Origin of the sequence: Alloalcanivorax marinus (assembly GCF_016785095.1) — a bacterium.
GTDB classification, from domain to species: Bacteria; Pseudomonadota; Gammaproteobacteria; order Pseudomonadales; family Alcanivoracaceae; genus Alloalcanivorax; species Alloalcanivorax marinus_A.
This window is the reverse complement of the sequence record NZ_JAEKJB010000009.1, coordinates 386686-411001: the sequence shown is the minus strand read 5'-3', so window position 1 is coordinate 411001 and position 24316 is coordinate 386686. Positions and strand designations below refer to the sequence as shown.

The window sequence follows — 24316 nt, the reverse complement described above, 5'->3', positions numbered from 1 at the left end:
GCCGGGCCGTTGGTCCGATTTTCCGGCGCGCCGGGCGGTTCGGTCAGGGTCAAGCGCCGGTTCGCGGTGTTAACATCGCTTTTTTATAAATAATACGCAGCGAGACGCGGTGCTGTATGAAGCGTTTCATTCATTGGTTCGTTGGGGGATTGCTGGTCGCCGCCTTCTGGGTGTCGCTGCCCGCCGACCCGGGTCGCCGGGAAACCCCCGCCTTCCGCCCCGACTATGTGCGCGGCCACGATGACCTGAACGGTCGCTGGCAGATGCGCTTCGCCTCCGATGCCGAGACCCCTCTTGTCCACGCCGCCTCCATGGTGGAGTTGCCGGATGGCCGTTTGCGGGCATTCTGGTTCGCCGGCAAGCGCGAGGGCGGGCCGGACGTGGGCATCCATTCCGCGGTGTTCGATCCGCGCGCGGCGCGCTGGAGCGAGGAGGAGCGGGTGATCACCCGCGAACAGATCCGCCGCCAATGGGGGCGTCATGTCCGCAAGCTGGGCAATGCCGTGCCGGTGCTCGACGACGACGGCCGCATGCGGCTGTTCGTGGTGGCGGTGAGCTTCGGCGGCTGGGCGGCGAGCCGGCTGGTGGCTCTGGAATCCGACGACCTGGGTGCCAGCTGGCAATTCGACGAGGCACTGATCGCCTCCCCCTTCCTGAACATCAGCACCCTGGTGAAGACGCCGCCGATTCACTACCAGGACGGCACCGTGGGGCTGCCGGTCTACCACGAAATGGTGGGCAAGTTCGGCGAGATACTACGGCTTGATCGTGATAACCGCATCGTCGACAAGGAGCGCATCGGCCATGGCCGCAAGGCGATCCAGCCGTTGGTGCTGGTGGACGGTCCCAAGCAGGCCACCGCCCTGCTGCGCAACGAGGACGAGGACAACCAGGGCATGCTTTACCGCAGCGACTCCCTGGATGGCGGTCAGGACTGGTCGCCCCTGTACGGCTCGCGGCTGACCAACCCCTCCTCGGCGGTGGGAGGCGTGGTGCTGTCGCCGGGGCACTGGCTGGTGGTGGCCAACTGCAATCCTAAGGAGCGCGACGATCTGTGCATGCGCGAAACCTGGGACAGCGGCGTAACCTGGTCCGACCGTTTCTATTTCCACAACCGGCACCGCTGGCGCGCCGACGACGTGGCGGAGCCGGTCTATCTGGAAATGATCTCCGAGGAAGTGGCCAACACCCTGGAGGCGGAGAATCCGGAGTTGATTCGGCGCCGGGTGGAACACAACAAGTGTCATGCCAAGGGGTGCGAGTTCCAATACGACTATCCCTATGTGCTCCAGGCCAGTAACGGCGACGTGCACATTCTCTATACCTGGAATAAATCCGCCATTCGTCATGCCTGGCTGCCAGCCGGCTCTGCCCGTGGGGGGGAAGGATGATATCGGAATGGATCTGCGCCCTGGTGCTGGTGGCGCTGGTGCTGCGCTTGGCGGCGCGGCTGCCGTTGCCTTGGCGGGTCGGCCTGGCCGGGGGCATGCTGGTGGCGGCCTTGCTACCGTTCCCCTATGGCTTGAGCGGCTGGGTGCTCAGCTACCTGAGCCACTTCAGCGTGTCTTCCGGGCTGTTGGCGCTGGTCGCCATTCAGCACCGTCTTACCGGCCATTACTGGCTGCCGGTGTGGCAGTTGCGCGCGGTTTGCGTGCTGTTGGTGGTGCTGGCGCTGTGGTTCTACCCGATGAGTCTGGGTTCCAGTTACGTGGACCCCTATGCGCTCGGGTTCGGCGACGTCGCCTTCAGTGGCGTGCTGTTGCTGATGGGGTTGCTGGCCTGGCTGTATCGCGCCTACGCCAGCTGTCTGGTGCTGGTGGTCGCGCAGTTGGCCTACGGCGCCAACCTGCTGCACTCGGATAACCTTTGGGATTACCTGGTGGATCCGTGGCTGGTGTGCTGGGCGGCGGGCTGGCTGGTGCGTGACCGCCTGCTGGTCCGTCGCGAGCGGCGTCACCGGCGGGCCGCCGGCGAACAGCCGGTGACGGCGCCGGCTTCCCGGGTCGCCGGCCAGGGCTCCTAGCGGCGCGGCCACAGGCGCGCCGCGCCGTAGCCCACCGCGAACATCACCAGATTGCCGATCAGGCCGGTGTAATAAAGATCGAACGGCGCGCTTAGCGCCACCGGCAGCATCCCCTCGTTGGTGAGCACCGTCCAGGACGTGAACACCAGGGTGCAGCCGATCCCCCACCAGGCCGCCCGGGCGTCCCCGCGCCGGCTCAGAAACCCGAGCAGATACAGCCCCAACATGCCGCCGCCGAACAGTGACACCAGAATGGTGGAGGTGTCCTGAAGGGTATGGGTGTGGGCGCCATTGAGCCACAGGGCACCGAGGATCATCAGGCCGGTGACCGCCGCCGCCACGCCGCGTGCCACACGCAGATAATGGCGGTCATCGCGGCCGGTGCGCAGGTGGCGCCGGTAGAGATCGACGATCGACACCGTGGTCACCGAGTTGATGCTGGAATCCAGGGAGCTCATGGCGGCGGCCAGCGCCGCCGCCACCACCAGCCCGGCGAGGCCCGCCGGCAGGTATTCGGTAATGAACCAGGGCAGGATCGCCTCGGCTTTCTCGGTGCCGGCCAGTACCGCCGTGGCCATGGGGTCCGGAAAGTGCTGGAAGAACACCCACAGAGCGGTGCCCAGAAGCATGTAGAACGCCCATACCGGCAGGGCGGTGAACAGATACACCCACAGGCCACGGCGGGCCTCCAGGGTGGAGCGCGAGGCGCAGTAGCGCTGCACCGTGTTCTGGTTGCTGGAGTATTCGGTGAGCCAGTTGGTGAGGCCGATGAACAGCATCATGGTGGCGGTCTTCTCACTCAGGGACAGGCCCCAGCGCACCGGTTGCGGCTCGCCGTCGCGCCATTCCGCCAGGGCGAATTTGCCGGCGGCGCCGGCCTCGCGGAACACCTGGCCGAGGCCGCCGGGCAGGGCGTCCACCACCACCCAGATACACAGCAGACCACCGATCAGCAGCACCAGGGTCTGCATGACATCGGTCCAGATCACCGCGTCGATGCCGCCGATCACCGTATACAGGCCCACGAACAGGCCGGCGGCGACGATCGCCGTGGTCGGTGACACCTCCACCAACTGCAGGATCAGCAACGACAGCAGATACAGGATCATCGCCAGGCGTACCAGTTGCGCGACGATGAAGGCGAGCGCGCCGTACACCCGCACGCTTGGGCCGAAGCGCTGCTCCAGGAATTCATAAGCGCTGGTCATGTTGCCGCGCCGGAAGAACGGCAGGAACACCCGTGCCGCCACCACTAGCGCCAACGGCAGCGCCAGATTGGGCAGGTAACGCAGCCAGCCGGTCTTGAAGGCATCCGCCGGGTAGGCCAGGAAGGTCACCGAGCTGATCGAGGTGCCCACCAGGGACAGGCCGATCACCCAGCCGCGAAAGCGGCGTCCGCCGACGAAGTATTCCTCGGTGTTGGTGTTGCGCCGCGCGAAATGGAAGCCGATCAGCAGGATCGCCGCCAGATAGACCAGCAGCACCGCCCAGTCGAGCGTGGCCAGCGTCATCGGGCGGGCGTCATGGCTGGATCTCGACCTGGTCGGCCTGCATGCCGCGCTCGGACTGGCGCACCACGAAGCGCACCCGGCTGCCGGCGCGCAGGCTGCGGCGTCCGCCATTCCGGACCGCCTTGAAGTGGACGAAGATTTCCTCGCCGTTGTCGGCAAGGATGAACCCGAAACCCTTCTTCGGGTTGAACCACTTCACCTCGCCCTGGCGGCGCTCGTCACCGCCGGTCGACACCGGCAGCCGGTTCCAGGGGGCCAGTGGCAGCGCGTACAGCGCCACCGGAATCCACAGCCAGGCGGCGGCGCCGAACGCCGGCGCGCCATGGCTGGCCACCAGACCGGCCAGATAGAACAGCACCGCCACGTGCAGCGGCAGCCGGGTGGGGCCGCCGGCCAGGCACACCAGGTTCACCGCCGCCGCCAGTAACAGCCCCAGGCCGGTCTGTTGGGTGAGCAGGGGCGAGATCAGCAGAACCTCGTCGCCGCCATGGGCAAGCAGTACGAAGGATCGCGGGGCGAACAGCAGCCAGGCGCCGGGCAGGGCCAGCAACACGACGGCCAGAGCGTACACGACCGCCAGGGGTTTGGAGACTTTCATGAAATCGGTATGTCCTTGGACGCATCATTATCATTATGGACGGCGCATTGTAACGAACCGGCCCGGCAATCTCACGGGCACGGCGCTCTCGCCGCCATGCGCCACGGCCAGTATCATGCGGCCATGCGCTTTCCTTTTCTCACCGATGCCTTTCTCGGCGCCCTGGAGCAGACCGGCGCCACGCCGGCCCGTGGCTGGGGCCCCTGCCACCTGCGTGATGGCGATGCCTTTGTTCCGCTCTACGCGCGCGACGGTTCGCGGGGCGAGTACGTATTCGATTTCGCCTGGGCGGACGCCTATGAGCGCCATGGTCTGTCGTACTACCCCAAGCTGGTCACCGCGATTCCGTTCACGCCGGTGGTCGGGCCGCGCTGGCGCGGCCAGTGGCGGGCAGCGGATCTTTGGGCAGGGGTGCGCGAGCGGGTCGCCGAGCAGGGCGCCAGTGGCTGGCATCTGCTGTTCCCGGACGCGCCGGCCCGGGCGGCGCTGGCGGAGCTGCCGCTGATCGAGCGCCAGGCCTGCCATTTCCGCTGGTTCAACCGGGGCTATACGGATTTCGATGCTTTCCTGGGCACCTTTAATTCCCGTAAGCGCAAGAGCGCGCGCCGGGAGCGCCGCCGGGTGGCGGAGCAGGGGCTGACCGTGCGGCGGCTCACCGGCGCCGCCATCGAACCGCGCCACTGGCGTTTTTTCTTTCAATGCTACGCCAACACCTACCTGGTGCGCGGCCAGTTGCCCTATCTCGATGAGACCTTCTTCCGCCGCCTCGCCGACGGTCTCGGCGAACAAATCCTGCTGGTGCTGGCGGAGCACGGAGAGGAGCCGGTGGCGGCGGGGCTTTACCTGTTCGACGACCAGGCCCTGTACGGTCGTTATTGGGGCAGCATACGGGAATACGACGCTCTGCATTTCGAGGTGTGCTACTACCAGGGCATTGAGTTCGCCATCGAGCGCGGGCTGGCGGAGTTCGACCCGGGGGTGCAGGGGGAGCACAAGATACTGCGTGGCTTCGAGCCGGTGCTCACCTATTCGCTACACTGGCTGGCGGAACTCGCTTTCCACGAGGCGGTGGCGGATTTCTGCGAGCGTGAGGCGGAGCATGTACGCGCCTATCGCGACGAGGCGCGGAGCCTGCTGCCGTACCGCGCCGATCAGGCCGGCACCGGCTCCGGCACGGGAGAGGGCGCCAGCCCACGCTGAATCATCAGCGCCATGGTGACCGGGTCGCAGGGATCGTGGCGCGGGTGGTCGGGGCATTTCGGGCCCAGTGCCAGGGTCACGTCGTCGAGGCCGTCGTCGTCATTCTCCGCGCCGGCCAGATTAGCCAGGTACTCGAACACCCGGCCTCGACCGTCCACCAGGGTGCCGGTATACAACTGCTCGTCGCAGCGACGCACCAGTGGGAACACGCACTCGGCGAGGGTGATGCCGTGGGCCACCAACCAGGCGGTCAGGGCCGGTTCCAGGGCACCGTCGCGGATACGGTGAGTGTGCTCGCAGACGTTGCGCCAGGTGTTGCGGTGACTGTTCTTGGCCAGTTCCATGTTGTTGTTCTCCCCAATACGCCCCCTTTTACAATTGTGAACCCTATCACAAAAATTGATCTGCTCAAATATTGTTCAGTCGGTTCGGGAAAAGAGGCGGCATGGGGCATTCGAGCAGCGCGCACAGGGCGCGAAGCAATTCCGCCTCGGCTACTTGCACCTGGCCATCGGAGAGCACCAGATCGGCGGCCGCGTCGATCAGGGGGGCTTTCAGCAAGGGGGTGAGGCGAGCCAGCCGGGCCACCGCGGCTTCCATGCGCGGCGCCGGGTAGCGATCCGGCGGCAGCAGCAGCCGCCCGCCGGGCAGCAGCCCGCGGGTGGCGCGCTGAAAGGCGGCCAGGGCGGTGGTGCGGGCGGAGTCACCGGCCCAGGCCAGCGCCGAGAACACCACCTGGATTTCCGTGGCCACCGCGCTCAGGCGGTGAATGTCCGGCTTGTGTCCTCGCCGCTCGGTATCGCTCAGGGTTTGGCGTGCCATGGCGGCCAGGGCCCAGCACAGCAGGTCCTCGCGGCTGCGTTGGCGGGTGATGGCGTGCAGTTGACCAAGAATCACCGGTCGGCGGCTGGCCGGCGCCTGGGACAGGGTGGCCAGGGCCAGGTCCAGCAAGGGCAGCCGCAGGCGGGTGCCCAGGCCGCGCACCTGCTCCACCAGCGCGGCCCGGCGGCCGGTGCGCAGTGCCGGCGGTGGCGCCACCGGCCCCAGGGCCAGGGTGTAGAGCACGCATTCGGCGCCCTCCTGGGTATGCAGGGCGTGGCGCAGATCCTCGGGCAGGCTTTCCAGCAGGGAGCGGGCATAGCCCAGGTTGGCGTCGTCCATCCGCCCTACCTGCCGTGACGGGGGCATGTCGCTGGCTTCCGGCGCCCGCCGGCGCCGTGCCCGGGCCCGGGCCGGCCAGTCGGCGCCCAGGTCGCCGAGGCGCTGTTCGATGCTGGGGTGGGTGGCCAGCAGGCGGCGCCAGCGCAGCGCCAGCGTTTCGGCGAACGCCATATGGCTGAGGTCCTCGGCGTGCAGGCTGTGCAGGTAGGACCCGGCACCGTTGCGGATTTTGATCAGGGCGCCGGCCAGGCCGTCGGCCCGGCGGGTGAATTGCACCGCGCTGGCGTCGGCCAGGCGTTCCCGCTGGCGCGAAATAGCGGCCTTGATCAGACGCCCGAAGAACAGGCCGGCGTAGCCGATGATCATTAACGCCAGGCCTCCGACGGCGAACGGCGCATTGCCCCGGCGGTGGCCGTCGCCGCTGGAGAAGTGCAACAGGAATTCCCCCACCTTGCCGATCGCCAGGATGCCGGCCAGGGCGGCCAGCAGGCGCAGGTTAAGACGCATGTCGGCGTTGAGGATATGGCTGAATTCATGGGCCACCACCCCCTGTAACTCGTCGCGGTCGAGTTGCTCCAGGGCGCCCCGGGTGACCACCAGCACCGTGCAGGATGGCGTCAAGCCGGCCACGAAGGCGTTGATGCGCTCTTCCGCGGGCAGCACATAAAGGCGTGGCACATAGGCGCCGGCGGCGATGCTCATTTCCTCGGCCACGTTGCGCAGGCGCCGCTCGCCGGCGTCCTCCGGGGCGGCCGGTACTTCCCGGGCGCCCAGCAGGCGGGCCAGGGCCGGACCGCCGTCGCGCAGTTGCCAGGATTTGCGCAGGGAGCCGCCGATCAGTACCGCCAGGGTGGCCAGGGTGACCCACAGCCCGGTTTCACTGGTCAGCCAGTGGGCCAGACTCAGGTCCGGGCGCAGCCAGCGGGTCAGCAGCCAGGCCGCCAGGTCCACGGTGGCGGCCACCGCCGTCAGGGCGGCCAGGAAATACAGGACCAGCAGAAAGGTGCGGCGCCGGGCCCGTGTCTGATGGTCGAAGAAATCCATGGCCCGGGGATCAGAAGGTGACGTTCACCGCCTGACGGGCCTCCGGGTTCTCGATCTCCAGCAGCCGCGCTTCCTTGAACGGGCCGAACAGGCCGCTCACCACGTTGTTGGGGAACTGCTCCCGGTAGGTGTTGTAGTGCATCACCGCGTCGTTGAAGGCCTGGCGTGCGAAGCCGATGCGATTCTCGGTGCTGGACAACTCTTCCATCAGCTCGGCCATGGTCTGGTTGGCCTTCAGCTCCGGGTAGTTCTCGCTCACCGCCAGCAGCCGCGACAGGCCACCGCTGAGCAGGGATTCGGCGCGCCCCAGCCGGTCCACGGCGGCGCCGTCGTCGGGCCGGGCGGCGGCGTCGCGGCGTGCCGCCTCGGCCTGGTTGCGTGCCTCGATGACGGCGGTCAGGGTCTGGCGCTCGTGGTCGAGGTAGGCTTTGGCAGTTTCCACCAGGTTGGGGATCAGATCATGGCGGCGCTGTAACTGCACGTCGATCTGAGCAAAGGCGTTCTTGAAGCGGTTGCGCAGGCTGATCAGACGGTTATAGACCGCGATCAGATAAACCAGCGCCGCGATGATCACGGCGAAAAACAGCCAGGTACCCATCCTTCCCCCTTTCCCCAGGGTGATTGTTGTGCGCTCTAAACTACTGCAAGCATCCGGGCTTGGCTATCCGCGTGATGGCGACCGGTTCACGGTTGCAGCGGATGCACTGGAATGTAGTGATCCACCAGCAGGGCGGTGAACAGCACGAACAGGTAGACGATGGAATAGCCGAAGGTCTTCATCGGCAGTTTCGGGTCCTGGCTGAAGCGCAGTCGCACCGCGTGCACCAGGAAAATGCCGCTGAGGATCACCGCGCTGACCAGATAGATCAGGCCGCTCATGCCGGTCAGATAGGGGAGCAGGGAGCAGATGAACAGCAGAATGGTGTAGTAGAGCACCGATTCCCGGGTGAAGGGGATGCCGTGGGTTACCGGCAGCATGGGCACGTCCGCCTTGGCGTACTCATCGGCGCGGTGGATCGCCAGCGCCCAGAAATGCGGCGGCGTCCATACGAAGATGATCAGCACCAGCAGCCAGGCGTACGGGTCCAGGGAGTTGGTCACCGCCGCCCAGCCGAGCAGCGGCGGGATGGCGCCGGCGATGCCGCCGATCACGATGTTCTGCGGCGTGGCGCGCTTCAGGTACAGGGTATAGACGAAGGCATAGCCGACGAAGCCGAACAGGGTGAGCCCGGCGGTGAGCGGGTTGACCAGGAAATACAGCATGGCCATGGACGCCAGCGCCAGGGCCACGGCGAACGCCACCGCCGCCTTGGGCGAGATCACGCCGGCCACCAGCGGGCGCTTCTCGGTGCGCTTCATGATGGCGTCGATCTTCTGGTCCATGATCTGGTTGATCGCCGCCGAGGCCATCATCGCCAGGGACAGGCCCACGAAGGCCGGGATGAAGATGTCCAGGGGCACCATGCCCGGCGGATCGGTGGCCAGGAACATGCCGGCCACGGCGGTCACCATCAACAGCATCACCACCCCGGGTTTGGTCAGTGCCAGGTAGTCACGCCAGCCGGCGGCGGCGCGCTCTTGATGATCGGACTGATTAGGGCTCATCGCCTTGTCGTTCACGCTCATGATGGCTCCCTGTCGGCCTATGGCTGCCCGTCCGGGTGCCGTGGGTGGCGGGCACCGCATTTTACGTTAATCGAGCGGATAAAGAGTACCAGCGACACCAGCAGCGCCACGGCGCCGAAGTTGTGGGCCACGGCCACCCACAGTGGCACCGCGAACACCACGTTGCTGATGCCCAGGGCCACCTGCAGGGCCAGTAGCCCGAGGATCACCAGGGCGAAGTTTCGGAAGAACACACTGCGCGCGCGCAGCAGAATGCGGCCCACCAGCAACAGCACCATGAGGGTCACCAGCAGGGCGCCGAAGCGATGCATCACGTGGATGGTGGTGCGGGCGTCGTTTTCCAGCACGCCGAACTCATAGTCCGGCTTGTCGTGCTCGTGGCCCCAGAACACGAAGGCATCCTCGAAATCCAGATGCTCGGTCCAGCCGCGCTCGCACACCGGCAGCTCGGTGCACACCACGGCGGCGTAGTTGGCGGTGGTCCAGCCGCCCAGGGCGATCTGCAGAATCACCGCCGCCAGGGCCAGGCCCCCCAGGGTTCTCAGGCTACGCACGTCGCAATCATTGAGGAAGCGCGGCCAGCGGTAGAGGCGGGCGGTGAGCAGGGCGAGCAGGGTAAAGGTGGTGAAGCCCCCCAGCAGATGTAGCATGACGATGGTGGGCTGCAGCCCCAGGGTCACCGTCCACATGCCGAGAATGCCCTGGAAGATCACCAGCACCACCAGAAACAGGGGCAGCTTGAGCGGCTGTTTTTCGCGTTTGCGGTTGGCCAGGCTCAGGCCGGCGATGATCAGGATCAGCAGCCCCAGGGTGGACGCGAAGTAGCGATGCACCATCTCCGGCACCGCCTTGTGGGCTTCCCGCAGGGCGCCCGGGTTGCTGGCGTTCTGTTCATTGACGTGCTCGATGGCCTTGCGCACGTCCAGATGGCCGTAACAGCCAGGCCAGTCCGGGCAGCCCAGGCCGGCGTCGGAGAGCCGGGTCCAGGCCCCCAGGATGATGACGCCGGCGGCCAGCACCAGGGCCAGCACCGCGATGCGGCGCAGCCAGATTTGCGAGGGAGTCGGAGTTTGCACGGTTTCGGGATGCATGTATCGGGACCTGTCAGGGTTGCGGCGGCGCTCAGATCAGCGAGCCTTTCAACGTGCGTTCTAGATCCAGGCGGATGTTTTCCGCCTCCTCAAGGGTGGCGTCCATGTCCTCGTGGGTGGGGTAGCGCAGGAAGATCTGCCCGTCCGGGCTGATCACGAAGACGTCGCCGATGGCGTCGCCTTCAAGGCCTTCGTAGGCCGGCGCCAGGGCCTGGCGGACGGTGTCCGCGTCGCCGTTGACCTCCACCGTGCCGGGCACCTTGTCATCCAGAAAGGCACGCAGCTCGTCGGAGGCCGGGGCGGTGTGCACCACGATGCGGCGCAGCCGGTCCATGTTTTCGCCCAGGGTGCGCTGCACCTGGCGCATCTGATAATAAAGCCCGTTCTTGCAGGCCGCGCCGCAGTCGGCCCCGGCCACGTACATCAGGCTCCATAGCCCGGCGGTGTCCTTGGCGTTGTATGCGCCGCCGTCGTCCTCATGCAGCGCCAGGGCGCGCAACTGCACATGGGGCAGGATCAACTGCCCCTTGTTCTGCCGGGGCAGTTCCCAAGGGTCCACGAAATAACGGCCAGCGATGAAGAACAGAACGAAGGGGCCGACGATGGCGAGCAAGGTCAGCCTGTTTTTGGTACGTGGCGACATGGTTTCAGCGGTCCGATCGGGGGCGCCGGCGGAAAAGGGCGACCAGGTACATGATCAGGGCGGCCAGGGCCAGGCCCAGCCATTGCAGGGCGTAGGCCTGATGACGCTCCGGGCTGATAGCCGCCGTCGCCGCTTGCCAGGGTCGTGGCAGCGGTTCGCGATCGCCCAGGGGTTGGTCGGGGGCCACCCGAATCTCGAAGGGCGCCAATTCTACCCCAAGTCGGTGCCCGATGGCTGCAAAATCCACTTTTTGTACCCGTAACGGCCAGCGATTCTCCGGCAACGGCGTGTCCTTGAGCACCAGGGCGTTGTCCGGTGGCACATAGGCCGTGCCGTCGACCGTGACCGGGCCGCTTACCGGCGGCACCGCGGGCAGCTCCCGGCGATCGGCGCCGCGCGGCAGCCAGCCCCGGTTGACCAGCACCCAGTGGCCGTCGTCGGCGCGCAGCGGCGTCAGCAGGTAATAGCCCGCCACGCCCTGGTAAGTGCGGTTGTCCAGCAGCACCGAGCGGCCGCTGTCCAGTTCACCGTGCACCCGCACCGGCCGGTGGTCCGGGTCCGCCTCGGCGAGGGCAGTGGCCAGCGACACCGGCGCGGAACGGGCCTTGGCGGCCTGATCCGCCAGCCAGGCGCGCTTCTCCCCGGCGCGCTGCCATTGCCACCAGGACAGCGCCAGGCACAGCGCGATCACGGTGAGCGTGAGCAGCAGACCAAGTGGGGAAAAGCGCCTCTTCATCTTTCACTCGCTGGGGTGGCGGCTACAATGGGCGCGTATTGTACCCGACCGGGGTCGGGCGTCGAGGCAATGTCGCCCCGGCAAGGCAAAGGAGAACACTATGTGGTGGGTGAAGCTGATCATCCTGGTGCTGCTGGTGGCGGCGGTGGCGGCGCTGGCCCGCGCCCTGATGTCGCTGGTGCGCGGTGAAGGCAAGGATGGCAAGACCATGCGCGCGCTGGCCTGGCGGGTCGGTTTCTCGGCGGCGGTGTTCCTGTTCATCCTGTTGAGCATGATGATGGGCTGGATCCAGCCCCACGACGTCAACCCGGGCCAGCGCTACGGCGAGCCCATCGAGCAGGGTGAATGACGCCGGGCGCCGGCACTGGAGACGCGACACGCGACACGCATGCACGCAACACGCATGCACGCAACACGCAACACGCCCGCACGCCCGCGAGACACCGCCATACCGCCCGGCAGGAAACACGCCTACGCCCTCCGGATAGGGGTTGAGCGTGTAAGCGTGTAAGCGTGTAGGCGTGCCAGCGTGTAAGCGTACATGCGTTAAGCAAGCCCCAAACAAAAAGCCCCGGCTTGTGACCGGGGCTTTTCGTTTCCAGGGTGGTCGGCGGGGTTACAGCCAGTACACCACCACGAAAAGGAACAGCCAGACCACGTCCACGAAGTGCCAGTACCAGGCCCCCGCTTCCCAGGCGAAGTTGTTCTCCGCGTCGAAGTGGCCCTTGATCACCCGCATCAGGGTGACGAACAGGAAGATGGTCCCGATGGTCACGTGGGCACCATGGAAACCGGTCAACAAGAAGAACAGGCTGCCGTAGATGCCGGCGTGCAGCGTCAGGCCCATTTCGGTGTAGGCGTGGATGTATTCCTCCACCTGCAGACTCAGGAAGATCATGCCCAGCAGTACGGTAACCGCCTGGAAACCGATCAGCTTGCCGCGCTTGCCTTCCAACAGAGCGTGGTGGGCGATGGTCAGGGTGATCGAGCTGGTCAGCAGGATGGCGGTGTTGATCGCCGGCAGACCCCACGCGCCCATGGCCTGGGTGGTGGTGCCGTCCGGAGTCTGAATCAGCGGCCACATGGCCTGGAAGTTCGGCCACAGCAGTTCATGGGTCATGGCGTTGTTGCCGGCGCCACCCAGCCACGGCACGATCAGCCAGCGGGTGTAGAACAGGGCGCCGAAGAAAGCACCGAAGAACATCACCTCGGAGAAGATGAACCACAGCATGCCCTGGCGGTAGGAGATGCCCAACTGCTTGCTGTGCAGGCCGCCCACGGATTCCTTGATGGTGTCGCGCCACCAGATCGCGATGATGAACAGCAGGGTGGCCAGGCCGATGAAGAACAGCGGCATGCCCCAGCTACCCTGGAACTTGTCCGGGTCGGTGCTCTGCTGGATAAAGTGGGCACCGCCGAAGGCGGTCATGAACAGACCCACCGAGGCCGCCAGGGGCCAGGGGCTGCTCTCGGGTACGTAATACTTGTCAGTAGCCATTGCGAAAAAATCTCCTGTACAACCGGCCGTTATGGGGCGACCACATTGTTGTTGGTGGCGGCGACCCGGTCGGTCACATCGAAAATCGTGTATGACAGCGTCAGGGTGTTGATATGACGCGGCAGCTCCGGGTCCAGGTAGAAGATCATCGGCATCTCCTTGCGCTCGCCCGCCGCCAGGGTCTGCTGGTCGAAGCAGAAGCACTGGGTTTTGTGCAGGTAGCGCGCCGCTTCCCCGGGGGTCACGGACGGGATGCTCTGGGTGACGATGTCACTGTTCTTCGGGTTGCTGGCGTAAAAGTTCACCAGGGTGATTTCTCCCGGATGCACCTTCACCCGGCGCGTGGCGGACATGAAGTCGCCGTTCACGCCCTGGCCCCGCTGGGTGATGAACTCCACGGTCACGGTGCGGTCTTCCACGGTCCGTGACGGACCCTCGCTGCTTGCCGTTGACGATGTCTTTCCATTCAAACCGGTGATGTCACAGATCACGTTATAGAACGGCACCATGGCGAACGCGAAGCCGAACATCGCCAGCGCCCAGATCAGGAGCTTGCGCAGGGTGCGCTTGTTGCGATGTTCGAGGCTGTCGTTGCTCATGGCGCCGTTATCCGCGATCCGTTATTTCACCACCGGGGGCGTTTCAAAGGTGTGGAAGGGCGCCGGGGAGGGCACTTCCCATTCCAGGCCTTCCGCGCCTTCCCACGGCTTGGCCGGGGCCTTCTCGCCTTTCTTCAGGGCGCACAGCACGCACACCGCCAGGAACAGCAGCTGCGACAGGCCAAACCAGAAGCCGCCGATGGAAATCCAGAAGTTATAGTCGGCGAACTGCAGGGCATAGTCCGCGTAACGACGCGGCATGCCCGCCAGGCCCACGAAGTGCATCGGGAAGAACAGCAGGTTCACGGAGATCAGGGAACTCCAGAAGTGCAGCTCGCCGAGCAGCTTGTTGGGCATCACGCCGGACCACTTGGGCAGCCAGTAGTAGGCGGCGGCGAACATGGTGAACACGGCGCCGGATACCAGCACGTAGTGGAAGTGCGCCACCACGAAGTAGGTATCGTGGTACTGGAAGTCCACCGGCGTGATCGCCAGCATCAGACCGGACAGGCCGCCACAGGTGAACAGGATCACGAAGGCGATGGCCCACTTCATGGGCAGCTCGAAGGTCAGTGAGCCGCGCCACATGGTGGCCACCCAGTTGAACACCTTCACGCCGGTGGGCACCGAGATCAGCATGGTCATGTACATGAAGAACAGAGTACCGGCCAGGGGCATGCCCACGGTGAACATATGGTGTGCCCAGACCACGAAACTGAGCAGCGCGATGGACGCGGTGGCGTAGACCATGGACGCGTAGCCGAACAGCTGCTTGCGCGCGAAGGTGGGGATGATCGCCGACACGATCCCGAACGCGGGCAGGATCATGATGTACACCTCGGGGTGCCCGAAGAACCAGAATACATGCTGGAACAGCACCGGGTCACCGCCGCCGGCGGCGCTGAAGAAGCTGGTGCCGAAGTGGCGGTCGGTGAGCATCATGGTCACCGCGCCGGCCAGTACCGGCATTACCGCGATCAGCAGGAAGGCGGTGATCAGCCAGGTCCATACGAACAGCGGCATTTTCATCAGGGTCATGCCCGGCGCGCGCAGGTTGAACACGGTCACGATCACGTTGATCGCGCCCATGATCGAGGAGATCCCCATCATGTGCACGGACAGGATGAACAGGTCGGTGGACGCCGGGCCGTACTCGGTGGAGAGCGGCGCGTAGAAGGTCCAGCCGAAGTTCGGCGCGCTCGGATGCCCGGCGCCGAAGGCGCTCATGAACATCGAGCTCATCAGGATCAGGAAGGCGAACGGCAGGATCCAGAACGACCAGTTGTTCATGCGCGGCAGCGCCATGTCCGGCGCGCCGATCATCAGCGGAATCATCCAGTTGGCCAGCCCGACGAAGCCGGGCATCACGGCGCCGAATACCATGGCGAGGCCGTGAACGGTGGTCAGCTGGTTGAAGAATTCCGGGTCCACGAACTGCATGCCCGGTTCCAGCAACTCGGTACGGATCACCATCGCCAGCAGACCACCGAGCATGAACATGGCGAAGCTGAACCACAGGTACAGGGTGCCGATGTCCTTGTGGTTGGTGCTGAACAGCCAGCGTTTCAGGCCGGTCGGGGCGTGGTGATGATGGTCATCGTGTGCGGTGGCAGCGGTACTCATCGATCTCCCCTCCCTTACTCTTGTTCGTAGACGTCTTCGGGTTGAATCAGGTCACCGGTCTCGTTACCCCAGGCGTTACGCTCGTAGGTAATGACGGAGGCGATCTGGCGCGGTGACAACTGGGCGGCGAAAGCGGGCATGGCGCCACGGCCTTCGATCAGCACATGGATGTGCTCTTCCAGATGTTCTTCCTGGGTGGCGAAGTCGCTGCCCGCGAACGGCAGGCCGACACCGCCTTCCCCATTGTTGCCATGACACACGGCGCAGTTGCCGGCGTAGGTCTGCTGGCCCAGCTCCATGGCCTCGCCGAGATCGGCGAACGGCGTCAGGTCCGGGGCGGCGGCGGCTTCTTCCTTCTTCTTGGCCAGCCAGTCCTGGAACTCGGCCTGGCTTACCACTTCCGCCTCGATGGGCATGAAAGCGTGGTTCTTGCCGCACAGCTCGGCGCACTGACCGTAATAGGTGCCTTCCTGACCTTCGGGAACCTTTGCCCAGGTTTCGTTGACAAAGCCGGGGATGGCGTCCTTCTTGCCGCCGAAGTCAGGCACCCAGAAGGAGTGAATGACGTCCGCGGAGGTGACCAGGAAGCGAACTTTCTGGCCGGAAGGGAGGACCAGCGGGTTGTCCACTTCCAGGTTGTAGTTCTTGTCTTTCTCGGGGAATTCCTTGCCCACCGCGTCCTGGGCGGTGCCGTACGGGAACAGGCCGCCCGCCAGCACCGGGTTGTTGATCTGTTCCGGCGGCGTGGCGATGTTGGACATGAAGGAGACGCCGATATTGTTGTCGTCGCCGTAGGTCAGGTACTCGTATTCCCACTTCCAGCGATGGCCGGTGACCTTCACGGTGAGTTCCGCGTCCGAGGAATCGTCCAGTTGAATCAGCACCCGGGTGGCGGGTACCGCCATGGCGATCAGAATCACGAACGGAATCACCGTCCACAGCACTTCCAGGAAAACGTTTTCATGGAAGGTTGCCGGGTTCGGGTTGCGGGAGCGGCGGTGGCGGATCATGGAGATCAGGATCAGGCCGAACACCAGCAAGCCGATGATGGTGACTATCCAGAGGATCGTGGTGTGAAGATCGTAGACCTCCTGGCTGACCGCGGTGACCCCGGGCCGCAGGTTATGGTCGGAACGTTCAGTCCAGTCGCTGGCCACGGCCATGCCGCTGATCATCAGCGACATAAGACCGACCGCCGCGCGGTGGAACAGAGTTGACTGCATGCGTAAGCTCCCTGTTTTCCCCAGCGAGTACCCCCCGGAACAAGGGGTCACGCCTGTTCTTTTGCCGTCACCGGCACCTGGAAAGCGAGTTTCAGGATATGATGCTGTGGAGCCCTGCCAGGTCCCTGTCTCCGGTAGGGCGGGGGCAGCCAAGGGGGTGGCCAATAACCCGCCTGGTAATGGGGAAAACCGTTCCCGGTCAAGCACTTACTTCTGGTAAGGGAAAGCCCGGCGGTTTTCCAGGGTGCGGCAAAACGCCCCACGGCATTGTGGCCGGTAACTCTAGTCATTCAAAGGGGTAAAGTCCAGCCGGAAAGCCGCGTGCGGGCTGCTTCGGCGGGGGATGCCGGGGCCCCGAATTGTGCTAGACTGCGCCCCCGTTTCAGGCCGTGTCGGACCCGCATCATGACGAAAAACCGCCAAATCTATCGGGTCATTTTCCTCAACCAGGGACAGATCTACGAGATCTACGCCGGGCAGATCTACACCAGCGATCTCTATGGGTTCATCGAGGTGGAGGAATTCCTGTTCGGCGAGCGCGCGCAGATGGTGGTGGACCCCTCCGAAGAGAAGCTCAAGAACCAGTTCGCCGGGGTGCAGCGCTCCTTCATTCCCATGCACGCGGTGATTCGCATCGACGAGGTGGAGAAGGAAGGGGTAGGAAAAATTACCGAGGCGGGCAGCAATGTCACCGCCTTCCCCCTGCCGTTCGGGCCCGGTGGCGGCAAGAAATAGCAGACTCACAAAATCGCCGGGAGCGAGTTTGGACGTCGCCGCCAGCGACGGTTCGCGGGATGACCGCCAGGGACGGTGGTCACAAAAAAGAAGGGCGCCAGCCTTACTGTACGCCCGGAGGGTTGCCTGATTGTATCAAAGGAGACTCATTCGTTTAGTGCGCATGGGAAGGGGGATAGTTCCCGGCGGCGCGCCAACTTTTTCCGAATTCGTCCCAATCTCGCTTCAACAACAGCATCAGCTTGCATATGTCCAGTGCCGGGCGGCGGCGGTGGAGCGGCGGCGTCCATGCTCCCTGGCCTTCCCTGTTCAGGCCCACTGCCCACCAACGTCATCGCCGTCGGCACTCAATAAGAGTGTGCCCGGGGCACGGCGTTCCTGTACCGGCGTGCAATTGTGAACCGGCGCACGCGGGTTTTTCCGATTTAACAAACCATCAATCGTTGCCGTCGACCGGCGTCGCCGGACGAATCAGCGCCGGGCTGTTTTCCGCTGCGTCATCGGCGTTCAGACGGGTTTCCGTGGTGGGATCGCCGGACCAGGCCGAGCGGGAACTGGTATCGGCCTGGCCTGGTAGCCAGATGGCGGTGGTGATCGCGAGCAACCCCTGAATGGCCAGTTTCGACATGGCGAGCCCTCCTGTTGTGGGAATGATTTCCATTTTGGAGAGGGTCTCGGCCGGTTCGGTTCCGTGAAATCGTGGTGGTGGGACGTCGGAAATCAGCGGTTGAGTCTGAAAACGTCCATGATGGTCTGGGTGGCGTCCAGAATGCGCACGACTTCATTGTCGATCACCACGTCCGAGTAGCCGTCCGGGGTATGGTAAACCGACTCTGGCAGGCGGTAGCCCTGATAGTAGAGATCGTCGGGCAGGCGCCGGCCTTCGCGCAGCTTGTCCCGCCAGCCCGGCGGCAGATCGCCGCCCCGGGCCACCTTCTTGCGCAGCCCCGGGGGCAGCTCATCTCCACGGTAGCGGTCACCAAAGCGGCGCAGGGCCTCCCGTTCCTGGTCGCTGAACAGGCGCGCGTCGCGCTGCGTGGCTTCCGCCCGCCCGGAGCCAGGCTTCCCCTTGCCGGCCCAGGACGGCGGGTCCGCCTGGGCCCCCAGGGTGAGACCGGCCAGGCCGGCGGCAAGCAGAACCCGAGGGAATGCATTTTTCATGGTTGGCCTCCTGTTATTGGCTCGTGCCCCATGAAAGCCCCATGGAGGTGAAGGCGCCATGATGCGGTTCCGGTTGATTGCGGGTGGAAGGTAACGAAGTGTTTAATGGCGGGCGTTTTGATCGGGAGACAAGCAATGAGCGATATCGTCAATCAAGCCATCGACTATGAAGTGGACGGCCGCGCCTTCCGGGGCCACCTTCTGTATTTGCGCGGCGCCACCCCCAGCCGCGCGCTGTTGATGGCCCCCAATTTCTTCGGTGTCAGTGACGCCGCCATCGCCCAGGCCGAGCGCTGTCTGGATAACACCCGGGCCATTTTCGTGCTCGACCCGTTCGGCAGGGGCGTGCGTCCGGCCAATCCGGACGAGGCGATGGCCGCCATGGGGGAAGCGCGTGCCGATAACACCGTCCTGCGGGCGCGGCTGCGCGCCGCCCTGGCGGTGCTGGAGCAACAGGCCGGTGAGCTGGGCATCGCCCGGGACCGGCTGGCCATGTTCGGGTTCTGTTTCGGTGGCGCCTGTGCCCTGGAGCTGGCCCGGGACGGCGCCGATCTGCGCGCCTTCGTCAGTTTCCATGGCCTGCTGGATACCCCGGCGCCGGCCACCGGCGCGGTGAAGGGCAGCGTGCTGGTGCTTAACGGTGCCGACGACCCCATGGTCAGTGAGGACTCACTGAGGGCCTTCAAGCAGGAGATGGACGGCGCCGGCGCGGACTGGCAGCTCACCCACTTCGGTGGGGCGGTGCATTCGTTTACCGACCCGGGGGCGAATATCCCGGGCCGTTCGGTCTACGACCCGAAGGTGGCGCGCCGTGCCTTCGCGGCCATGGACGATTTGTTTAACGAGGTGTTCGGCGCCGGTCATTCACCGTCATCAAACACCCGTCCCAGGAAGCCGGCGATGTCCTGAATCTCTTCCAGGCACACCGCGTGCTCCATGGGGTAGGTTTTGTACTCGGTGGGGTAGCCCTTGGCGCTCAGGGTGTCCGCCGCCTGGCGGCCGCCCTGTTCCGGCACCATGGGGTCGAAGGTGCCATGGGCGATGAAAATCGGCAGGCCGGCGTTGGCGTCGCTGAAAGTGATGCTGTCGGCGGTGGCGAAGTAGGTGGACAACGCCATCAGGCCGGCCAGTTTTTTCGGATGCCGCAGGGCCGCTTCATAGGCCACCGCGCCGCCCTGGGAAAAACCGGCCACGACAATGCGTTCGGCGGGCACGCCGCGCTCGATCTCGCGCTCGATCAGAGCATCCACCTGGGCGGCGGACCGGCGGATGCCGTCCTCGTCCACCGGGCTGGTGCCGCCCAGGCCGGCGATGTCGTACCAGGCCGGCATCACCATGCCGCCGTTCACCGTCACCGGGATTCGAGGGGCATGGGGAAACACGAAGCGGGTGCGTTTGCGACCCAGTTCCGGCACCACCGGCTCGAAGTCGTGGCCGCTGGCGCCCAGGCCGTGCAGCCAGATGACGCTGGAATCGGCGGGCTGTTGCGGCTCCATTTCCACGCAGGGCAGATAATCCATCACTGTTGTCCTCTTAATTGCCGGCAACGATTACGCGCACCGCTTCCAGGCGGAAGCGGGCGTCCGCAAGCCGGGCTTCCAGGGCTTCGGTTTGCTGTTCCAGGAAAGTGATTTCCTCGTCACGGACCAGCGGATTCTTGTCGCGCAGGGCGCGCAGGCGTCGCAGATCCCGGTCCTGGCTCTCGCGCATTCGCGCCAGGGCCTCGTCGATTACCGTGCGGGCCTGATCCACCGCTTTCTTTTCATCCTCCTTGAGGCGCTCTTCCAGCAGCGCTTTCTGGCTGCCGACGATCTTGCGCGCCAGGGGCTTCTCCAACTTGTGACACTGCTTGCACAGGGCCTCGTGGGTGATCGCCGAGGACAGATCGCGGCCGTTGGCGTCCAGCAGCCGGCGTACCGTGGTCACGGGCAGGAAGCGGTCCGCCTGCAGGTGGCGTGGCGCTTCCGGCTCCACCGTGTAGATCAGCTCCAGCAGCAGGGTGCCGGCCTTGATCTTGGGGTTCTTGAGCAAGCTCACCGAGGCCTTGCCCCGGTGCTCGTCGAGAATCAGATCCAGGGCGCCTTCCACCATGGGATGCTCCCAGGTCAGGAACTGCATGTCGTCCCGGGCCAGGGCGGTGCCACGCTGGTCGGTGACGGTGACGCCGTCCTCGGGAAGATGGGGGAAGGGCTCGCGCATATGGCTGCCGGGTTTGAGAATCCAGGCATCATCGGAATGCTCTTCCTGATCCACGCCATAGTGGTCCAGAACCCGTGTCATGAACGGCCAGGGACTGTCCGCGTCCGCCGCCGCCAGATGCTGCTTGAGTACCTCCGCCTGGCGCGGATCGAAGGACGCCAGCTCAAGCAGCCGGTCGCGGCCTTCTTCCAGGCGTTGGCGCAGCGCCTCCGCTTCCGTGCGGGTGATGGTCACCAGGGTGTCGCGGGCCTCGGCGGCCTGCGGATCGGCGAGTGCCTTTTCCAGGGCGTCGGCGGTGCGCTGGCGTATCTCATGGCCGGCCGGATTGGTGTGCTCGAAGGCGTTCATGCCCTGGTGATACCAGTGGAACAACACCTCCTGGGCGTGGCCCTGGAAATAGGGCACGTGGATTTGCACGTCCTCGCTCTGCCCGATCCGGTCCAGGCGGCCAATGCGCTGCTCCAGCAGATCCGGGTCCAGGGGCAGGTCCAGCAGCACCAGGTGGTGGGCGAACTGGAAGTTGCGGCCCTCGGAGCCGATTTCCGAACAGATCAGGGCCTGGGCGCCGTCCTCATGATCGGCGAAATAGGCGGCGGCCCGGTCCCGCTCGATCAGGTCCATGCCTTCATGGAACACCGCCAGATTCATGCCCAGCTTGTAGCCGCAATGAGCGTGCAGGTCGATGGCGGTGTCGCGGCGCGCGCAGATCACCAGCACCTTCTCGCCGCGGTGCTCCTTGAGGAAACGTTCCAGCCAGCTCACCCGGGGATCGTCGGCGCACCAGCGATCATCGGCGAAGCCCGCCTCCGGGTAGAGCCGCAGGGCCAGCTCTTCGTCCGCGTCCACCCGGTACGCATCGGGCAGCGGCAACGGCTCGCCGTGAACCCGCCGGGCCGGGAAACCGGCCACGTTGTGCCGGGTGTTGCGGAACATCACCCGGCCCGGGCCGAAGCGGTCCAGCAACTCAGCGAGCACCGCGTCGCGGTGGGCTTCGTCCACGGTTTCGTCGGGCAGCAGCGCGGCGGCCCGTTGCTTGAGATCCGCCGGCCAGCTTTCCTGATCATGCAGCTCTCCGACCAGGTCCGCCACTTCCCGGTAGTGCGTCTGCTCATCGATGAAGGCTTCCAGGTCCGGGTAGCGATCCGGGTCCAGCAGGCGCAGCCGCGCGAAGTGGCTTTCCAGTCCCAGTTGCTCCGGCGTGGCGGTAAGCAGCAGCAGGCCACGGCTGGCCTCCGCCAGGCGCTCCACTCGCTGGTAGGCTTCGGAGGGCGCGTCCGGGGACCAGTGCAGGTGGTGGGCTTCGTCGACCACCACCAGGTCCCAGTCAGCCTGTGCCAGGCTGTCGATGTCGCAGCCTTCCAGGAAGGCGGTGCTGCATAGCACCAACTGCTCGGAAAGGAACGGATTGTCGTCCATCTCCGGGGCGTCGCCTTCGCCTTCCGCTTCGGCGAAGAGGTCCGCCAGCATTTCCTTGACGTCGTCCACGCTGGGGCGTGACAGGGCGTTGAGGCGCTCCTCGTCGAAGATGGAAAAACGCAGATTGAAGCGCCGTGCCATTTCCACGAACCACTGGTGAACCAGGGCGTCCGGCACCACGATCAGCACGCGCCGGGCGCGGCCGGTCTGCAACTGCTGGTGGAGAATCAGGCCGGCCTCGATGGTCTTGCCCAGACCCACTTCATCGGCCAGCAGCACCCGGGGCGCGTAGCGACGCGCCACCTGGTCGGCGATGTGCAGCTGGTGGCCGATCAGATCGATGCGCGGGCCACGCAGACCCTGAATCGGCGAGCCCTCGCGGTGGGCGCGGGCCTCCAGGGCGGCCACCCGCAGTTCAAACCAGCGGTTCGAGGAAAGCTGATTGGTAAGCAGCCGCTCCTGGGCGCCGCTGAGCCGCAGGCGGTGGCCGAGCAGCGATTCCGGCACCGGCTGCACATTGTCCGGCTCGCCGGCCGGGTGGGCGTGGTAGACCATCAGGCCGTTGTGGTCCTCGGCGCTGCGCACCACCAGATCCAGGCCGTCACCGGTGGTCAGGGTGTCACCCACGTCGAAGGTGATGCGCGACAGCGGCGCATTGTTCTTGGCGTAGGTGCGTTCCTCTTCCACGGCCGGGTAGCTCACCGTCACCAGGCGGTAGTCCACCTCCTTGATCAGGCCGAGCCCCAGTTCGGTCTCGGATTCACTGAGCCAGCGCTGGCCGGGGGTAAAGTCGGTCATGGCAATCCTGTGGCCGGTGGATTTCGGGAGCGGGATTATACGGGTTCGGCCGCGTCGGCGCGATGAAAGCCGGGGTTTTCGAGGAAATCCCGGTCGTGCCCAAGGGGGGCGGCCCGAGGACGGCCCCGCCGCATTGCGTTATTCTGGCGGCGATGTTGGTTGAAGGTGATGCCATGGGTGAGATCGTCCCGTTCAAGAAACCGGCCCGCAAAAAGCCCAAAAAAGGGCTGTGCCAGCACGGTTTCCATAAATGGAAGGTGGTGAAGAGTACCCGCTTCGACAGCCAGAAGGGCAAGCTGGTGACCCGCTATCAGTGCGAGCGGTGCGGCAAGCGGAAAGTGGAGGCCCACTGATATGTTGGAAATGAAGACCCACTGCCAGCACTGTGGGGATGAGCTGCGCGCCCAGGGCGAAGTGTACATCTGCTCCTATGAGTGCACTTTCTGTGTGGATTGCTGTACGGCCCTGGGCACGGTCTGTCCCAATTGTGGCGGTGAGCTGGTGCGCCGCCCCCGGCGGCCCGACCATCCCGCCCCGGCCCCTTAGGCGTCGCGTTTGATGGGCCTTTATTCCCCCTCGGGCTGGCGCTACGCTTGGCCGCCTGTGCGATCCGTTCGAGACCCCGTCCATGGTTCCACCCCTTAACGGCCCGGTGCTGATCTTCGATTCCGGCGTTGGCGGCCTGTCCGTGGTGCGCGCCCTGCGTGAGCGGCTGCCGGACGCGCCGCTGGCCTACGCCTGCGACAACGCCGCCTTGCCCTACGGCACCAAGGAGGATGGCTGGCTGGTGGCGCGTATCGTGATGGTGTGCCGGGCGGCGGTGGCGGCCAGTGGCGCCGAGGTGCTGGTGGTGGCCTGCAACACCGCCAGTACCCTGGCCCTGGATGCTCTGCGCGCGGCACTGCCTGTTCCGGTGGTGGGTACCGTGCCGGCCATCAAGCCGGCGGCGGCGCTTACCGCCAGCGGCGTGATCGGCCTGCTGGCCACCTCCGCCACGGTATGCCGGCCCTATACCGACCGCCTGATCGAGGACTTCGCCACCCACCGTACCGTGGTGCGGGTGGCCGGCGATGCCCTGGTGGGTCAGGCCGAGCAGCTACTCGCCACCGGCTCGGTGGACGCGACGGTGATCGAGGCGGCGCTGGCGCCGCTTTGGCAACAGCCGGAACTGGACACCGTGGTGCTGGGCTGCACCCATTTCCCGTTGCTGCGCGACCATTTCCGTCCCCCCCGGGCGATCACCTGGGTGGACTCCGGTGCCGCCATCGCCCGCCGCGTGGATCAGGTGCTGGGGACGCCCCATTGGGCGCTCACGCCGCCCGCCATGGCCTGGGCCACCGACGCGGAGCGGGCCGGCCTGGTGGCCGCCTGCCGAACCTTTGGTTTCCCGCCGCCGCTTTCTCTACTAACGTAGAGACGCCTGCAAACACT

26 protein-coding genes are annotated in these 24316 nt (G+C 65.5%); 9 read left to right on the top strand and 17 right to left on the bottom strand.

What is annotated here, in order from left to right; all coding sequences use genetic code 11:
• The first annotated feature begins 116 nt into the window (after nucleotides 1-116).
• Both JF515_RS13605 and JF515_RS13600 read left to right on the top strand, forming a co-directional pair.
• Nucleotides 117-1391 carry a sialidase family protein gene (locus tag JF515_RS13605; protein WP_203104971.1) on the top strand — a complete coding sequence of 425 codons (1275 nt, stop codon included), beginning with the start codon at nucleotides 117-119 and terminating at the stop codon, nucleotides 1389-1391.
• Complete coding sequence (locus JF515_RS13600) at nucleotides 1388-2023, top strand: hypothetical protein (protein WP_203104970.1); 636 nt, start codon at nucleotides 1388-1390, stop codon at nucleotides 2021-2023. The genes JF515_RS13605 and JF515_RS13600 overlap by 4 nt, the downstream gene beginning before the upstream one ends.
• Here JF515_RS13600 and JF515_RS13595 read toward each other — a convergent pair.
• Nucleotides 2020-3534 (bottom strand): sodium:solute symporter family transporter, encoded by a 1515-nt coding sequence (locus JF515_RS13595; RefSeq protein WP_203104969.1) that lies wholly within the window; start codon nucleotides 3532-3534, stop codon nucleotides 2020-2022. The genes JF515_RS13600 and JF515_RS13595 overlap by 4 nt on opposite strands.
• A 10-nt stretch (nucleotides 3535-3544) precedes the next feature.
• Nucleotides 3545-4132: a cold shock domain-containing protein gene (locus JF515_RS19630; protein WP_203104968.1), complete on the bottom strand. Its 588-nt coding sequence runs from the start codon at nucleotides 4130-4132 to the stop codon at nucleotides 3545-3547.
• Nucleotides 4133-4255: 123 nt separating this feature from the next.
• Here JF515_RS19630 and JF515_RS13585 point away from each other — a divergent pair, with 123 nt between their 5' ends.
• A complete protein-coding gene (locus JF515_RS13585; protein ID WP_203104967.1) occupies nucleotides 4256-5332 on the top strand; it encodes a GNAT family N-acetyltransferase in 1077 nt (358 codons plus the stop codon).
• On the opposite strand, the gene JF515_RS13580 is transcribed toward JF515_RS13585, so the two are convergent.
• The 7 genes from JF515_RS13580 to JF515_RS13550 form a co-directional block, all read right to left on the bottom strand.
• Nucleotides 5284-5676, bottom strand: coding sequence for a hypothetical protein (locus tag JF515_RS13580; protein ID WP_203104966.1), 393 nt, complete (start codon nucleotides 5674-5676; stop codon nucleotides 5284-5286). The two genes, JF515_RS13585 and JF515_RS13580, sit on opposite strands and share 49 nt — an antisense overlap.
• A gap of 64 nt (nucleotides 5677-5740) precedes the next feature.
• Nucleotides 5741-7537, bottom strand: a complete 1797-nt coding sequence (locus JF515_RS13575) for a M48 family metalloprotease (protein ID WP_203104965.1) — start codon at nucleotides 7535-7537, stop codon at nucleotides 5741-5743.
• A 10-nt stretch (nucleotides 7538-7547) separates the two neighbouring features.
• Entirely contained in the window at nucleotides 7548-8135 is a 588-nt protein-coding gene (locus JF515_RS13570) for a LemA family protein (RefSeq protein ID WP_203104964.1), read from the bottom strand.
• A gap of 86 nt (nucleotides 8136-8221) precedes the next feature.
• Nucleotides 8222-9142 carry a heme o synthase gene (cyoE, locus tag JF515_RS13565; protein WP_203105008.1) on the bottom strand — a complete coding sequence of 307 codons (921 nt, stop codon included), beginning with the start codon at nucleotides 9140-9142 and terminating at the stop codon, nucleotides 8222-8224.
• Nucleotides 9143-9180: 38 nt separating this feature from the next.
• Nucleotides 9181-10254 carry a COX15/CtaA family protein gene (locus tag JF515_RS13560; protein ID WP_238401057.1) on the bottom strand — a complete coding sequence of 358 codons (1074 nt, stop codon included), beginning with the start codon at nucleotides 10252-10254 and terminating at the stop codon, nucleotides 9181-9183.
• Between the two features lie 31 nt (nucleotides 10255-10285).
• A complete protein-coding gene (locus JF515_RS13555; protein WP_203104963.1) occupies nucleotides 10286-10897 on the bottom strand; it encodes an SCO family protein in 612 nt (203 codons plus the stop codon).
• A 4-nt stretch (nucleotides 10898-10901) separates the two neighbouring features.
• Nucleotides 10902-11633 carry an SURF1 family protein gene (locus JF515_RS13550; RefSeq protein WP_203104962.1) on the bottom strand — a complete coding sequence of 244 codons (732 nt, stop codon included), beginning with the start codon at nucleotides 11631-11633 and terminating at the stop codon, nucleotides 10902-10904.
• A gap of 100 nt (nucleotides 11634-11733) precedes the next feature.
• Between JF515_RS13550 and JF515_RS13545 the strand changes: the two genes are divergently transcribed.
• Nucleotides 11734-11982 (top strand): twin transmembrane helix small protein, encoded by a 249-nt coding sequence (locus JF515_RS13545; protein WP_203104961.1) that lies wholly within the window; start codon nucleotides 11734-11736, stop codon nucleotides 11980-11982.
• 267 nt (nucleotides 11983-12249) lie between these two features.
• Here the strand turns inward: JF515_RS13545 and JF515_RS13540 are convergent, their stop codons facing one another.
• Genes JF515_RS13540 through coxB form a run of 4 tightly spaced genes read right to left on the bottom strand, consistent with a single transcriptional unit; the run spans nucleotide 12250 to nucleotide 16576 of the window.
• A complete protein-coding gene (locus JF515_RS13540) occupies nucleotides 12250-13131 on the bottom strand; it encodes a cytochrome c oxidase subunit 3 (RefSeq protein ID WP_203104960.1) in 882 nt (293 codons plus the stop codon).
• 29 nt (nucleotides 13132-13160) lie between these two features.
• Complete coding sequence (locus JF515_RS13535; RefSeq protein ID WP_203104959.1) at nucleotides 13161-13730, bottom strand: cytochrome c oxidase assembly protein; 570 nt, start codon at nucleotides 13728-13730, stop codon at nucleotides 13161-13163.
• Between the two features lie 21 nt (nucleotides 13731-13751).
• Nucleotides 13752-15353 carry a cytochrome c oxidase subunit I gene (ctaD, locus tag JF515_RS13530; protein ID WP_203104958.1) on the bottom strand — a complete coding sequence of 534 codons (1602 nt, stop codon included), beginning with the start codon at nucleotides 15351-15353 and terminating at the stop codon, nucleotides 13752-13754.
• 14 nt (nucleotides 15354-15367) lie between these two features.
• A complete protein-coding gene (coxB, locus tag JF515_RS13525) occupies nucleotides 15368-16576 on the bottom strand; it encodes a cytochrome c oxidase subunit II (RefSeq protein ID WP_203104957.1) in 1209 nt (402 codons plus the stop codon).
• A 405-nt stretch (nucleotides 16577-16981) separates the two neighbouring features.
• Between coxB and JF515_RS13520 the strand changes: the two genes are divergently transcribed.
• Complete coding sequence (locus JF515_RS13520) at nucleotides 16982-17311, top strand: DUF1820 family protein (RefSeq protein ID WP_203104956.1); 330 nt, start codon at nucleotides 16982-16984, stop codon at nucleotides 17309-17311.
• Between the two features lie 436 nt (nucleotides 17312-17747).
• Here the strand turns inward: JF515_RS13520 and JF515_RS13515 are convergent, their stop codons facing one another.
• Together JF515_RS13515 and JF515_RS13510 are read right to left on the bottom strand one after the other, a co-directional pair.
• On the bottom strand, nucleotides 17748-17939 hold the full coding sequence (locus JF515_RS13515; RefSeq protein ID WP_203104955.1) for a hypothetical protein: 192 nt from the start codon (nucleotides 17937-17939) through the stop codon (nucleotides 17748-17750).
• Nucleotides 17940-18031: 92 nt separating this feature from the next.
• Nucleotides 18032-18472 (bottom strand): hypothetical protein, encoded by a 441-nt coding sequence (locus JF515_RS13510; RefSeq protein ID WP_238401056.1) that lies wholly within the window; start codon nucleotides 18470-18472, stop codon nucleotides 18032-18034.
• A 135-nt stretch (nucleotides 18473-18607) separates the two neighbouring features.
• Between JF515_RS13510 and JF515_RS13505 the strand changes: the two genes are divergently transcribed.
• Entirely contained in the window at nucleotides 18608-19381 is a 774-nt protein-coding gene (locus tag JF515_RS13505) for a dienelactone hydrolase family protein (protein WP_203104954.1), read from the top strand.
• Here the strand turns inward: JF515_RS13505 and JF515_RS13500 are convergent.
• Nucleotides 19333-19992, bottom strand: a complete 660-nt coding sequence (locus JF515_RS13500) for an alpha/beta hydrolase (protein ID WP_203104953.1) — start codon at nucleotides 19990-19992, stop codon at nucleotides 19333-19335. The two genes, JF515_RS13505 and JF515_RS13500, sit on opposite strands and share 49 nt — an antisense overlap.
• Nucleotides 19993-20005: 13 nt before the next feature.
• Nucleotides 20006-22885, bottom strand: coding sequence for an RNA polymerase-associated protein RapA (gene rapA, locus JF515_RS13495; protein WP_203104952.1), 2880 nt, complete (start codon nucleotides 22883-22885; stop codon nucleotides 20006-20008).
• A gap of 173 nt (nucleotides 22886-23058) precedes the next feature.
• Here rapA and JF515_RS13490 point away from each other — a divergent pair, with 173 nt between their 5' ends.
• From JF515_RS13490 to murI, 3 genes are all read left to right on the top strand, one after another.
• Complete coding sequence (locus JF515_RS13490) at nucleotides 23059-23238, top strand: hypothetical protein (protein WP_203104951.1); 180 nt, start codon at nucleotides 23059-23061, stop codon at nucleotides 23236-23238.
• A gap of 1 nt (nucleotide 23239) precedes the next feature.
• Complete coding sequence (locus JF515_RS13485) at nucleotides 23240-23431, top strand: DUF1272 domain-containing protein (protein WP_203104950.1); 192 nt, start codon at nucleotides 23240-23242, stop codon at nucleotides 23429-23431.
• 82 nt (nucleotides 23432-23513) lie between these two features.
• Entirely contained in the window at nucleotides 23514-24299 is a 786-nt protein-coding gene (gene murI, locus JF515_RS13480; protein ID WP_203104949.1) for a glutamate racemase, read from the top strand.
• Nucleotides 24300-24316 lie beyond the last annotated feature (17 nt).